The following is a 13067-nucleotide window of genomic DNA, read 5'->3' on the forward strand; positions in this document are numbered from 1 at the left end:
CAGGTTTCGGTACGGTTTACATTCAAGATATAAGAATAAAGTTAACTAATAACAATAACATCGCTAAGCCCACTCACGAATAATAATAACGAGCAGTGATTTCATGATGAAATCCGGGTAAATCAAATAAGGGAACGCCGAATGTGGCATCTGGCTGTTTAGCCCTCCCCTTAAAATTCAGGGATACTCAACCAACAGGATTCTGTGCCTTGCACAGGAGCGCACTGGAAGCGTAATGCTTTGGATGCACCGGCTGGATGCTGTTATCACTGGAAGGTACCTGTGACAAGGATGGTTTGCTTATCGTCAATGAAGACGGGTTGGTTAGCGGATGTGTCACAGACCATCTACGGAAACTGTTATCAGGAAGGTGACAGTATATGAAGAAAGTGTCTGGAAGACCGAAAACGAGAAATTTCCGCAAGGAAAGCAGTAAAAAGAAGACGGATCTGACCGGGAAAGTCACATAGCAAGTACGGATACTTGGAATCAGGATAGGGTGCTGAGGCACCGATGTTGAGGCGGCAGGCAACTGCCGCCTTTTTTCTTTCCCATGATATACTTGCCCCGCCCTGACACTCGCCTCAACTTTGGGATCCCATGCGACGTTGCCCCCTGTGCCTAAGGCTGGATACCCGGCTGTTTCATCAGGATAAGAAGCGCAGCTTCCACAGCTGTGGTCACTGCAGCCTGGTATTTGCCGATGGCGGTGCCCATCTGCCACCTCAGGCCATTCGCAGTCGCTATGGCCGCGGCGGTTCCCTTGAAAACCAACGAAACCTGCCTCAGTTTGTGTTGCCTTTACTGCATGAGCTCGCCCAGCAATCCCAGTCTTCTCTTTCTGGATTGAATTACGGCAGACTGCTCGATGACGAGACACTGACTCTGATCGAGGAAGCCGGCCACCGACTGAAACAGTACGAACCCTTTGTCGCCCCCGACACCGAAGCCCTGCAGCAGCAATATGATTTTATCTGCTGCTATCGGGTATTTGAGCACTTCGGCGCTCCGCATCGGGAATGGCAGCTGTTCCAAAGGCTGCTCAATGAAGGCGGCTACCTGGCGCTCAGCACCCGACTGTTGACCGACCCGGAGCGTTTCGGCAAGTGGCATCACAAGAATAATCTGGCCCATGTCAGCTTCCCGAGCCGGGAAACCTTTGAATATCTGGCCGCTCACAGCGGCTTTAGGCTAATATTTGCCGAAAACGACCTCATCCTGATGCAAAAAGCATCGGGATCTGCTATAAAACGCGACCCAAACTTGACCCCGGGCAATTGAACCGGGTTATTCCAGGCACTGCGGAGTTAACACAGTCATGACCCGAATCAAAAAGTCACGCAAGCCAAGCGGCACTGCGCCAAAACACGCGCCCCGCACCCCAAAATCGGAGCGCGCGCCCTCATCCAAAAAGCGCGACACCGGCAATAAGTCCGGCAGCCGCCAGAACCCCGGTTTGGACAAGCAAGGTGGTTCAGGCCAAAAGGGCAGCAAAGACCCACGTCACGGCAGCAAAAAGCCGGTAGCACTGGAGCTGGCCCAACAAACCAAGGCGCCGGTAAAAGCTCCCAAGCCCAAGCAGCCAAAACTCAGCGACGAACAACTGCTGCTGAAACTCGAAGAAGATCCACGTTTGAACGAACTGCTGGATCGTCTGGAAGAAGGCCGGGTACTGGGCGGCGAAGATCAGCGCTGGCTCGATGAGCAGCTCTCGAAAATCGAAGCCCTGATGGACAAACTCGGTATCAGCGATCTGGACGACAGTCAGGCCGACGTCAGAGACGACGATGACGCCCTGCTGGACAAATTCGAGTCTGGCGCCGAGCTGTTGAAACAGTATCAGGATAAAGACTAAAACGGAGCAGGCGAACCATGTCCTCTACTCTCGTCATTATTGCTGTAGTGATAGTGCTTGCCCTCGCGGCTTATGCGGCATCACTGCTGTGGAAGCTGAAAAAGCAAAATGAAGCCCGCGCTGCGGCCGAGGCTGAGCGCAAGGCTGCCACCGATGCCCGCCGTGAGTCGATATTTGAAGACATTCGCTACATCGCCCACGCCATGCTGGAAGACAGATGTGAAGTCTCTGAAGGCGTGGTGCGCATTGCACGCCTGTTTGAGGTATTGTCACTGTCAGAGCGGGTCAGCGGCGACTATCCGGCACTGTTTCAACACTTTGAGCGCATCCGCAATCATCCCATCATGGAAGAGCGCAAGGCACTGCCAAAGCAGGAACGGATGAAGCTTGATTTCGAGCGGATGAAGTCTGAGGCTGAACTCACAGAGGCCATTCTGGACGACGCCAAGCGTCTGAAAGACTTCAAGCTGGCAAGCTGCCACTAACAGTCACAGTGAAGCTTCATGCATAAAAAAGGGCGCTCGGCGCCCTTTTCTTTTTGGCTGAAGTTATTTCACCTGTTCGCCGTCTTTAATCACTAGCTGTACCTTTTCAAGTAAGGCGATATCTTCCAGCGGATTGCCCTTTACCCCAACTAAATCAGCCAGATTGCCAGACTTGATCGCGCCCAGCTCACTCTGGCCCAGCACATTGGCTGCCACCGAGGTAGCTGACTGAATTGCAGCCATGGGCGGCATTCCCGCCTGGGCCATCAGCACAAACTCACGGCCATTGCTGCCGTGCTCAAACACCCCGGCGTCGGTACCAAAGGCGATTGTCACTCCAGCCTTGTACGCCCTGGCAAAGGTATCCTGAATTTTCGGGCCGATTTTAGCGGCTTTGGGGCGAACGATTTCAGGGAAGAATCCGTCAATTTTCGCCTTGTCGGCCACGTATTCGCCAGCGGTCAGGGTTGGCACCAGTGCAACCTTGTGCTTTTTCATCAGCGCAAACAGCTCATCATCCATGTAAGTACCGTGCTCTATGGTGTTCACTCCGGCCAGAATGGCGCGCTTCATTCCTTCTTTGCCGTGGGCATGCACCGCTACCTTAAAGCCGTAGTCTTTGGCGGCAGCCACAATGGCTTTAAGTTCTTCATCAGTGAACTGCGGGTTTTCACCGCTTTTGGCCACCGACAGTACCCCGCCAGTGGCGGTGATCTTAATCAGGTCCGAGCCGTCTTTGTAACGCTGACGCACAGCCTTATAGGCATCAACCGGACCGTTGATCACCCCTTGCTTGGGGCCGGGGTCGCCAACCAGCTCCTGATTGCGCCCGTTGGTCTTGTCGGCATGGCCACCTGTGGTGCCAATGCTGGTACCAGCGGTAAAAATCCGCGGCCCCTGCACCCAACCCTTGTTGATGGCGTTACGCAGCGCGATTGAAGCATTACCAGCATCGCCCAGGTCACGCACAGTGGTAAAGCCCGCGTTGAGGGTGCGTTTGCCATACATCACCCCACGCAGTGCCACATCGGCCGGGTTCAGTGTATAGGGTTCGAGGTAAGAGTCTTTACTGCCCTGAAAGGTCAGGTGGGTATGCATATCGATAAAGCCTGGCATCAGGGTGCCATCACGCCAATCAATCACGGTATCGCCTGCGCCCGGCGAGCGATAGCCGCGCTCTACCGCCTGAATACGGTTGCCGTCCAGCACCACTGTGGCCTCTTGTAAGGGCTTTGATGACTCACCGTCGATGAGGGTTCCCGCATGGATGAGGGTCAGTGCGTGAGCATTGGCACATAACGCCCACAAAGTGACAGACAAGAGCGTCTTTTTCATGGATATTCCTTCTCCAGTGACGAAATTTACAACCTGGATCAAGGTTATTTGGCCGAAAAGGCCTCATACTTCGCCCATTGCTAAATTACCGGAGGACACGACTTGAAGCAGCCCACACAAATCAGCTGGGATCAGTCGATGATCGAGAAGTACAACTACAGCGGTCCCCGTTACACCTCGTATCCCACGGCGCTGGAGTTCAACGACAGTTTCACCGAGCAGGATTTGCTGAGTGCCATTGAGCACAGCAAGAGCGACAAACTGTCACTCTATATTCACATTCCCTTCTGTGCCAAGCTTTGTTATTACTGCGGCTGCAACAAGGTAATCACCCGCCATGCCCACAAGGCCGATCAGTACATTGAGTACCTGGCGAGTGAAATCTTAAATCGTGCCCCCCTGTTCAAGGGCTATACCGTTACCCAGATGCACTGGGGCGGCGGTACTCCTACCTTCCTGAGCCCAGAGCAAATTCTGCGCCTGACCAAGCTTTTGAAGGACAACTTCAACTTTGCCGACGAAGGCGAGTTCTCCATCGAAGTTGACCCGCGCGAGATTGAGCTGACCATGCTCGATACCCTCAAGGAAGCCGGTTTCAACCGTATTTCCATTGGGGTGCAGGACTTCAACAAGCAGGTGCAGGAAGCGGTAAACCGCCCGCAGGATGAGCAGTTTATTTTCGACCTGATTGCCAAGGCCAAGGCCATGGGTTTTGAGTCCACCAACGTGGACTTGATTTACGGCCTGCCCCATCAGACGCCGGAAACCTTTGCCGAAACCATTCAGCGTATTCTGGACTTGTCGCCAGACCGTCTATCGGTGTTCAACTACGCCCACCTGCCTGCGCGCTTTGCCGCCCAGCGCAAGATTAAGGACGAAGACCTGCCATCACCGCAGCAGAAGCTGGAAATCCTGCACCAGACCATCGAGACCCTGGTGGACGCCGGTTATCAGTACATTGGTATGGACCACTTCGCCAAGCCCGATGACGAGCTGGCGCGTCTGCAACGCGACGGCAAGCTGCATCGTAACTTCCAGGGTTACACCACCCAGGAAGAGTGCGACCTGCTCGGCCTTGGTGTGTCGTCCATCAGTCAGATTGGCGACTGCTACGCCCAAAACCAAAAAGACATCCGCCCTTACTACGAAGCCATCGACGACCATGGTCATGCGCTGTGGAAGGGTTGCAAGCTCAATCACGACGACGAAATCCGCCGGGTGGTGATTAAACAGCTTATCTGTCACTTTGATTTGGATATGGCGGTTATCGATGAAAAGTTCGGCTTCACTTTCGAAGACTACTTCGCTCAGGATCTGAAGCTGCTGCAAACCTTTATCGACGACAAGCTGGTGACCATTGAAAACCGCCGCATTGAGGTGTCACAAACCGGCCGCCTGCTTATCCGCAACATCTGCATGTGCTTCGACGTGTACTTCCGCGAAAAGGCGCGTCAGCAGCAGTTCTCTCGGGTGATTTAAGCCTCAGGCTTCATCAGCCAACAAAAAACCGGCCACTGGGCCGGTTTTTTTATCTGCACTGTTCGCGAAATCAGGCTTTGGCTGCGTACAACGCTTTACGCTCTGAGTCAGAGATAAACGCCATCTCCACGCCATTGGCCTGCAGTTTGGCAAGCTCAGCGGCACTGAAACCCATCTCGTTATGGGCAAGGGCGTACTCGTGCTTGATGTCGATATTGCTCACGCCCGGGTCATCGGTGTTCAGACACACAAGCACACCGGCATCCACGAAGGTGCGCAGTGGATGCTCAGCCAACGACTTCACGGTAGAGGTTTGCAGGTTGGAGGTAGGGCAAGACTCGATACCTACGCGGTGCTTGGCCAGGTACTCCATCAGCTTGGGATCCTGAACCGCCTTCACACCATGACCGATACGGGTCGCACCCAGCTCCTGAATCGCCTGCCACATGCTCTCGGCACCGGCGGCTTCACCTGCGTGTACTGTGATGTTAAGCCCTGAGTCACGTACCCGCTTGAAGTGGTCGTTAAACAGGTTACCTGGGAAGCCCAGCTCGTCACCGGCCAGGTCGATGGCCACCAGCTTGTCGCGGTGGGCCAGCAGGCCATTCAGCTCTGCGGTGCAGGCATCCACACCGAAGGAGCGGGACATAATACCAATCAGGTTAATCTTCACCTGAGGATGGTCTTTCATGCCCTGATTTACGCCGTCAATCACGGCCTCTACCACGCCTTCGATAGGTAGCTTGTGGTTCATTGCCATGTAGTAAGGGCTGAAACGCAGCTCGGCATAATCGAGGCCGGACAGCGCCGCGTCGGCCACGTTTTCACGGGCAACACGCTGCACTGCATCCAGGTCTGCGAGCACGGCTACCATCCAGTCGAGCTTTTTCAAAAACGCGACCAGGCTGGTTTCCTTACCCTGAATTTGAACGAAAGGCGCCAGCGTCTCCAGCGAGTCCGCCGGTAAGGCGATACCGTGCTGATGACCCAGCTCCCAAATGGTTTGCACCCGGACGTTGCCGTCAAGATGCCGGTGGAGATCCACCAAAGGAATCTTGTTATCGATCATAGTTAACCCCTGTTTGAATGCCCCGCCAATTGTGTTTTTTTTCCTGGTCTTGGGCAGAGGTTAAGTTTAACACGCATTTCGGCACACCATTTCGAGTAATCTTCACTCTGTTCGCAAAATCAACAATTTCTCACAAACTTAGCCACTAAACTTGGCCCATCGGGCTGGCAAGCAAAGCTGAGTCAGGCATAATCCCAGCTTGGAAAACACAAAATCACAAGGACAACGGCATGCACAAGCTCTTCACACCGTCACTGCTCGCGTTGGCACTGGCCGGCACCCTCGCCGGTTGCAACGTCAACACCACCGCCAGCGATGCTTACAGGTATTCCTACGACGCCAATCGCGCCCAACAGCGCCCGGCCGCCGAAGAGCCCAAAGCCGCAGCGGCCGCCGTTGCCCCGGTTATCCTCGATAAGAACCTGCAAAGCATCATCGACAAAGCCTGGCAGCTGGATTTGGAAATCAGCCCCTCACTGGCCTACAGCCAGGGTGACAAGTCTGCTGCAGGTAAGCTGTCCGATCTCTCCCCTGAGCGTCTGGCCGAGACTCAGCTCAAGCGCCAGAGCCTGCTGGCCTCATTGAAGGCACTCGATCGCAGCAAGCTTTCCAAGGAAGACCGCATCAATGCCGATATCCTTCAGGGGCAAATTCAAAACGATGTCGACATGTATCAGTTTAAAGACCACTACATGCCCATCTCTTCCGAAGGCGGCTTCCACGCCTACATAGCTTCCATGGCCAAAGGCAGCTTTAAGACCCGTGAAGACTACGACAACTACCTCGCCAAGCTGAATGCCCTGCCGCAATACTTTGCCCAGCAAACCTTCTGGCTGCGTCAGGGGCTGGCAAGCGGCATTACCCCGCCCAAGGTTACCCTCAAGGGCTTTGAAGACAGCATCAGCGCCTTTATGGTGCCGGTGGAAGAGAGCACCTATTTCGCCCCTTTCAAAGAGTTTCCGGCCCATTTCAGCGCCGCTGACAAGGCTGAATTGGCCAAAGCTGGCCGGAAAGCCGTTACCGAGAAAGTGTTGCCCCAGTATCAGGCCTTCTATGACTTCATGACCGGCGAATACATGCCAAACGCCCGTGAAACCATCGCCGCCTACGATATGCCAAACGGTCAGGACTTCTACGAGAACCGGGTGCGCTACTACACCACCCTGGACATGACCTCGGAAGAAGTGCACCAGTTGGGTCTCAAAGAAGTGGCCCGCATCCGCGCCGAAATGGAAGATGTAATCAAGAGCACCGGCTTTAAGGGCAGCTTCGATGAGTTTCTGCACTTCCTGCGCACCGATCCGCGCTTCTATGCCACCACCCCCGAGCAGCTTTTGAAAGAAGCCGCCTATATCGCCAAAAAGGCCGATGCCATGCTGCCAAAGTTCTTTGGCAAGCTGCCACGTCAGCCCTACGGCATTGAGCCTGTGCCGGCAGAAATCGCCCCCAAATACACCACCGGCCGCTACTCAGGCTCATCCAGTGCGGATCAGCCCGGCTACTACTGGGTTAACACCTACGCGCTGGACAAGCGTCCATTGTACGAAATGGAAGCCCTGACCCTGCACGAAGCCGTGCCAGGTCACCACCTGCAAATTGCCCTCAATCAGGAGCTGGACAAGCTGCCCAACTTCCGCCGCTACAGCTATATCTCGGCCTTCGGTGAAGGTTGGGGCCTGTACAGTGAATATCTGGGGCTGGAAGGCGGCTTCTACACTGACCCTTACAGCAACTTTGGACGCCTGACCTATGAAATGTGGCGCGCAGCCCGCCTGGTGGTCGACACCGGCATGCACGCCAAGGGCTGGAGCCGTCAGCAGGCCATCGACTTTATGGCCGGCAACACGGCACTGTCGCTGCATAACGTCAATACTGAAATTGACCGCTACATCTCCTGGCCAGGTCAGGCAGTGTCGTACAAAATTGGAGAGTTGACCATCAAGCGTCTGCGCGCCAAGGCCGAAGCCGAGCTGGGTGACAAGTTTGATATCCGCGCCTTCCACGACGCAGTGCTGGCCCACGGCAGCGTGCCACTGTCGGTGCTGGAGCAGCAAATCAACGACTTTATTGCCGCCGCCAAAGCGGCATGATGTGACTCCGGGGCCCATGGCCCCGGTATTTTTCCAGGACCCGAATACAAGAATCTGCTTTGAACACCAAGTTAACTATTCCGCCATCGCAGCAAGCCCTGTTTGCCCAATGCGAACTTGGCAGCCTGACCACCAGCCCGGGCGTCGATATCGCCTGGCTGGCATTGGCACATCCCAGCCCAAAGGGCAGCATTGTGTTTTCCAACGGCCGTATCGAGGCCTTTCTAAAGTACCTGGAGCTGTATCAGGCCTTCTATGATGCAGGTTACAGCGTCTTTGCCCTCGACCATCGCGGTCAGGGGTTATCCAGCCGCCTGACGCCCAATCGCCACATGGGCCATGTAGCGCACTTTGCCGACTACCTCAGTGACTTCCACGCCTTTGTGGAACAAGTGGTACTGCCGCGCGCCACTGGGCCGCTGTTTTTATCCGGCCACTCCATGGGCGGCGCCATTGGCACTTTGTATCTGCAGGGGCATCCGGGGCTGTTTCGCGCCGCCTGTTTCTCGGCGCCCATGTACGGCATCTGCCTGCCAATGAACAAGGTGTTTATTCGCTGGTTGGCCCATAAGCTGGATGCCAGCGCCAAGGGGCTGCCCAACTATATTCTGGGGGGCAAGGACTACACCCCGGCGCCCTTCGCCAAAAACGACCTCACCAAGAGCGAGGCACGTTATCAGGCTTACCGCGAGCTGTATGAGCAAAACCCGCAGCTGCAATTGGGCTCGCCCACCAACCGCTGGCTGCTTGAGGCACTGGATGCCTGCGATGAAAGCGTATTGGCTGCCCGCGAAACCAAAATCCCGCTACTGGTACTGCAGGCCAGTGAAGACACCATAGTGGACAATAAGGCCCAAAACAGGGCGGTTGGCGGTCTGTGTGAGCTGCTGGCCATTGAAGGCGCCCGCCACGAAATCTTTATGGAGTTGGATCCGGCAAGGGATAAGGCCATCAACGCCTTACTGAGCTTTTTCGCCAGCCACAGCTAACACCACCATCGACGGTCAGCACATCACTGACCGCTTCAGGCGGCTCAACGGAAAGCTTGGGATTCAGGCGCTGGCGCCGGTGCGGGTATCGAGCTCATCTGCCACCAGCAAGCTGGCCGACATGGGTTTGCCCAGCAGATAGCCCTGGAAGAAGTCACACTCGAGCACTGTCAGGTAATTCTGCTGCGCCTCGGTTTCCACCCCTTCGGCCACCACCTGCAGATTCAGGCTGTGGCTCATGTCCACAATCGCCCGCACTATGGCGTCGCCTGCCTCGGTCCCGATACGGCCCACAAAGGCGGCATCCAACTTAAGCCGTGACAGCGGCAGACTCTGCAAATAGCTCAGCGACGAATAGCCGGTACCAAAGTCATCAATGGCAATCGAGAACCCGGCGCGGCGAAGGTGCTGCATCCGCTCGCTGATCACATTGAGATTGGACAGCAGCGCGTATTCGGTCAGCTCCAGCTCAATTTGCTTGGGCGAAACCTGCTGCGCTTTTAGCAGCGCGATCAGACGCTCGACAAAATCGCTCTGGTTGAAGTGGCGGGCGCTGATATTCACCGCCACCGCCGGCATGGGCGTGCCCTTGGCCTCCATCGCCTTGATGGTGCGGCACACTTCCAGCAGTACCCACTGACCTATGTTGAGGATCAGGCCGCAGTCTTCTGCCACCGGAATAAACTTGGCCGGTGAAATCGGGCCTCGCTCGGGGTGATACCAGCGACACAACGCCTCGCAGCACACCAACTCGCCGTCGCGGCTGTAAATCGGCTGGAACACCAGCGACAGCTGCTCGCGCTCAATGGCATGACGCAATTCATTCTGCAGCCACAGGTTTTCGGTTGCCTTGTCTTCCAGCGCATCATCGTACAGGGCACAGCCGTTGCGGCCACTGTCCTTGGCTTCGTACATGGCCATATCGGCGCGGCGCAGCAGCTGCGAAGGCTCATGGGTATGGCGATTGTCGAACAGGCAAATCCCCACCGATGCCGACACGTTAATCTGCTGATCCGACAGTTGGAAACTGCGCGCCAGCAATTGACGCAGCTCGGCACCCAATTGCAGCGCCTGATGGGAGGCCTGCGCCTCGTCCGGGGCCAAATCCAGCACCATGATGGCAAATTCATCACCGCCAAGACGCGACACCAGCGCGTTGCCGTTGAAGAAGCCCGACAGCCGCGCCGCCACCTGGATAAGCAAACGGTCGCCGTGGTGATGCCCCAAGGCATCATTAATCAGCTTGAAGTTGTCCAAATCAATCAGCAGCAACGCGCCCATACGCGGCAGACCGGTACCGCCGGACTGCTGAAACTCGTAAAGGGCATCCATCACCGCCCGGCGGTTCGCCAGATTGGTCAGGGCATCGTGATTGGCCTGATGGGCAATGGCCTGCTGATTTCGCACATCTTCAGACACATCGCGCTGGCTGCCAATCACCCGCGCAGGTCGACCATCGGGCTGCCATTCCACCACCATGCCGCGGTCAAGCACCCAAATATAATGGCCCTGACGATGCATCAGCCGGTGACGGCTTTCATAGACTTCGGTTTCGCCGTTCAGATACGCCTGCAATCTGCTGATCACCTGCTCCCTATCTTCCGGATGCAGGCGGCCTTCCCAGGCGCTGTACTCATTTTTTACTTCCATGGCGCCGTAGCCGAGCATCTCTTTCCAGCGGTCGGATAAGAACAGCTCGCCGGTACTAATTTGCCAGTCCCAGATGCCGGTTTGAGAGCCTTCCACGGCAAACAGCCAGCGCTGCTCGGAATCCCTGAGCTGCTTTAACGCCCGCTGCAGTCGCTGCTCGGTGGCATGCAAATAGTCCTGCAACCGGGCCACTTCGCTGGAGGCCAGGGTGATGGGTTGACCGAGTTCATCCACATTGGCGCGGCGGGCCAGACGCAGCAACTGCCGCAGCGGCCGCACCCCCACATAATGAAACACCAGCAAAAACAGCAAAATGAAGATGGCGCCGCCACCCCAAATCTGCATAAAGCGCTGCTGCAATTGCCCCACGGCACGGCTATAGGCACCGGAGAGGTCGTATTCAAGGTAAATAAGGTTGATATCGCCGTAACGGGGGATGCCCTTGTGGCTCACAGGGTAGTAGGCCTGAATCGACAAACGCTGCGGATTCACCTGTACCCAGGGCTTGTCGGCGGTAACGGTTTGCTGATGCCACAGCACGTCGTAGCCATCAATCACCTGGCTGGCACGGCTGCCCTGCCACACCAGATGGTTGGCGTAGCGAATATTGCTGGCGGGGTCCACCAACACCATCACCATGAGGTCGAGATCGGTGGCGGCGAGGGAAACTTCCTGGGAAATACGGTCAACGTCCTGCACCGCCAGCGCCTCAGACACTATGTGCTGCATGCGGAACATCTGCTGGCGAATTTGAGCCAGTTGCGACTCGGCAACCTGCTCCTGCTTTTGCGACTTTTCGTAGAAAAACTCTGCTCCCACCAGACACAGGTAGAGCAGGGTCAGGCACAGGGGTGCCATGATGGCCAGGGACAGTCGCGGCAGTCTTGGCAAAAGGGTTTCCATTCAGGTCGTTGCTAACAGGGCTTTATGCTATCGGTATTCCGTGGCTTTGGCAAAAAGCCGATAACATCTCAGCCTTACGTCCTAACGCAACAAACTGAATATCAAGCTAAAAGCTACTGGTAGTATCTGATACTGAAACTGTGTTTCTGCCAAAACGCCCATTCAGCGACCGCCAAAGGTATCGCAAGCCGCCATGGAAACCGCATTAAATCCGGTATCAAACCAGCGCATCCGTTCGGCAGAGCTGCCGTGGGTAAACTTCTCTGGCATCACCCGGCCAGTGGCATTCTTCTGCAGGGTATCGTCGCCAATCGCCTTGGCGGCGTTGATGGCCTCTTCAAAATCGCCCCGCTCCAACATGCCTTTACGCTGGGCATCGGCGCCCCAGAAACCGGCCAGACAATCGGCCTGCAGCTCCAGCTTCACCGACAGCTTGTTGCCCTCCACCTGGCTGCTGCCCTGCTGGGCGCGGTGCACCTTGTCGGAGATATCCAGCAGATTCTGCACATGGTGCGCCACCTCATGGGCAATAACATAGGCCTGGGCAAAGTCGCCTCCGGCCTTAAGCTCGGTCTTCATTTGGCGGAAAAAAGATAAGTCGATATAGACCTTTTCATCGGGCGGGCAATAAAAAGGCCCCATGGCCGCCTGCCCCACGCCGCACTTGGTTTGGGTGGCGCCGGTAAACATCACCAGCGTGGGCTCGCGGTATTGCATTCCCTGCTTGCTGAACTGGCTGCGCCAAAAGTCTTCGGTTTCGGCCAGAATCACCTTCACAAAGTCGGCCTCGGCCTGATACGCCGTGGCATCTGCGGGCTCACTGGTCAGCTGTTGTCCCTGGGGCGCAATCAAATTAAGCGGGTTTTGCCCCAGCACCAGCATCACCACCACACCCACCAGCAGGATAATGCGGCCGGTTTTGGTGCGCACCAGCCCCAGCAGCAGCGGTAACATCGAGCGCCCCGCGCCCCCGGCCACGCTCATCTGCTGCCCACGCCTGTCTTCTACATTGGAACTTTCCCGTCTGCCCTGCCAGCGCATGATTGTCTCCCAGCCCTGTCTGCCCAATTACGCCTGGGTTCATTCTATCGCCGCTGTCGGTAAAAGCGGCATACGACTAACTTGGGATAAATAGGGGATTGTGCGCAAGCGCAGCCAACTTATTGGGGTTATGAATAAACAAAAAGCGCCTACAGGCGCTTTTTTAATAGC

At 56.0% G+C, this 13067-nt stretch carries 10 protein-coding genes; 6 read left to right on the forward strand and 4 right to left on the reverse strand.

What is annotated here, in order from left to right; genetic code table 11:
- Positions 1-600 precede the first annotated feature (600 nt).
- From MJ923_RS17365 to MJ923_RS17375, 3 genes are read left to right on the forward strand one after another with little or no spacing between them, the layout of a single operon-like run.
- On the forward strand, positions 601-1281 hold the full coding sequence (locus MJ923_RS17365; protein ID WP_240592169.1) for a class I SAM-dependent methyltransferase: 681 nt from the start codon (positions 601-603) through the stop codon (positions 1279-1281).
- Between the two features lie 37 nt (positions 1282-1318).
- Positions 1319-1855 (forward strand): Der GTPase-activating protein YihI, encoded by a 537-nt coding sequence (gene yihI, locus MJ923_RS17370; RefSeq protein WP_240592170.1) that lies wholly within the window; start codon positions 1319-1321, stop codon positions 1853-1855.
- A 17-nt stretch (positions 1856-1872) separates the two neighbouring features.
- Entirely contained in the window at positions 1873-2340 is a 468-nt protein-coding gene (locus tag MJ923_RS17375) for a DUF2489 domain-containing protein (protein ID WP_126168949.1), read from the forward strand.
- 63 nt (positions 2341-2403) lie between these two features.
- Here the strand turns inward: MJ923_RS17375 and MJ923_RS17380 are convergent, their stop codons facing one another.
- Positions 2404-3675 (reverse strand): metal-dependent hydrolase family protein, encoded by a 1272-nt coding sequence (locus MJ923_RS17380; RefSeq protein WP_240592171.1) that lies wholly within the window; start codon positions 3673-3675, stop codon positions 2404-2406.
- Between the two features lie 102 nt (positions 3676-3777).
- Here MJ923_RS17380 and hemN point away from each other — a divergent pair, with 102 nt between their 5' ends.
- Positions 3778-5154, forward strand: coding sequence for an oxygen-independent coproporphyrinogen III oxidase (hemN, locus tag MJ923_RS17385; RefSeq protein ID WP_276313147.1), 1377 nt, complete (start codon positions 3778-3780; stop codon positions 5152-5154).
- Positions 5155-5224: 70 nt separating this feature from the next.
- Here hemN and add read toward each other — a convergent pair whose 3' ends face one another.
- Positions 5225-6223: an adenosine deaminase gene (gene add, locus MJ923_RS17390; RefSeq protein WP_240592172.1), complete on the reverse strand. Its 999-nt coding sequence runs from the start codon at positions 6221-6223 to the stop codon at positions 5225-5227.
- A 230-nt stretch (positions 6224-6453) separates the two neighbouring features.
- Here add and MJ923_RS17395 point away from each other — a divergent pair, with 230 nt between their 5' ends.
- A complete protein-coding gene (locus MJ923_RS17395) occupies positions 6454-8313 on the forward strand; it encodes a DUF885 domain-containing protein (protein ID WP_240592173.1) in 1860 nt (619 codons plus the stop codon).
- A gap of 59 nt (positions 8314-8372) precedes the next feature.
- The gene (locus MJ923_RS17400) at positions 8373-9302 is read left to right on the forward strand and encodes an alpha/beta fold hydrolase (RefSeq protein WP_240592174.1); all 930 of its coding nucleotides are present in this window, start codon (positions 8373-8375) and stop codon (positions 9300-9302) included.
- A 63-nt stretch (positions 9303-9365) separates the two neighbouring features.
- On the opposite strand, the gene MJ923_RS17405 is transcribed toward MJ923_RS17400, so the two are convergent.
- Complete coding sequence (locus MJ923_RS17405) at positions 9366-11855, reverse strand: putative bifunctional diguanylate cyclase/phosphodiesterase (protein ID WP_240592175.1); 2490 nt, start codon at positions 11853-11855, stop codon at positions 9366-9368.
- 162 nt (positions 11856-12017) lie between these two features.
- Positions 12018-12896 (reverse strand): KPN_02809 family neutral zinc metallopeptidase, encoded by an 879-nt coding sequence (ypfJ, locus tag MJ923_RS17410; RefSeq protein WP_240592176.1) that lies wholly within the window; start codon positions 12894-12896, stop codon positions 12018-12020.
- Positions 12897-13067: the final 171 nt, after the last annotated feature.

Origin of the sequence: Shewanella zhuhaiensis (assembly GCF_022484835.1) — a bacterium.
In the GTDB taxonomy this organism is placed as follows: Bacteria; Pseudomonadota; Gammaproteobacteria; order Enterobacterales; family Shewanellaceae; genus Shewanella; species Shewanella khirikhana.

Coding starts and splice junctions, on each gene's coding strand:
- yihI (WP_240592170.1), top strand. CDS start 1,319: ATGACCCGAATCAAAAAGTCACGCAAGCCAAGCGGCACTGCGCCAAAA.
- MJ923_RS17395 (WP_240592173.1), top strand. CDS start 6,454: ATGCACAAGCTCTTCACACCGTCACTGCTCGCGTTGGCACTGGCCGGC.
- MJ923_RS17365 (WP_240592169.1), top strand. CDS start 601: ATGCGACGTTGCCCCCTGTGCCTAAGGCTGGATACCCGGCTGTTTCAT.
- ypfJ (WP_240592176.1), bottom strand. CDS start 12,896: ATGCGCTGGCAGGGCAGACGGGAAAGTTCCAATGTAGAAGACAGGCGT.
- add (WP_240592172.1), bottom strand. CDS start 6,223: ATGATCGATAACAAGATTCCTTTGGTGGATCTCCACCGGCATCTTGAC.
- MJ923_RS17405 (WP_240592175.1), bottom strand. CDS start 11,855: ATGGAAACCCTTTTGCCAAGACTGCCGCGACTGTCCCTGGCCATCATG.
- MJ923_RS17375 (WP_126168949.1), top strand. CDS start 1,873: ATGTCCTCTACTCTCGTCATTATTGCTGTAGTGATAGTGCTTGCCCTC.
- MJ923_RS17380 (WP_240592171.1), bottom strand. CDS start 3,675: ATGAAAAAGACGCTCTTGTCTGTCACTTTGTGGGCGTTATGTGCCAAT.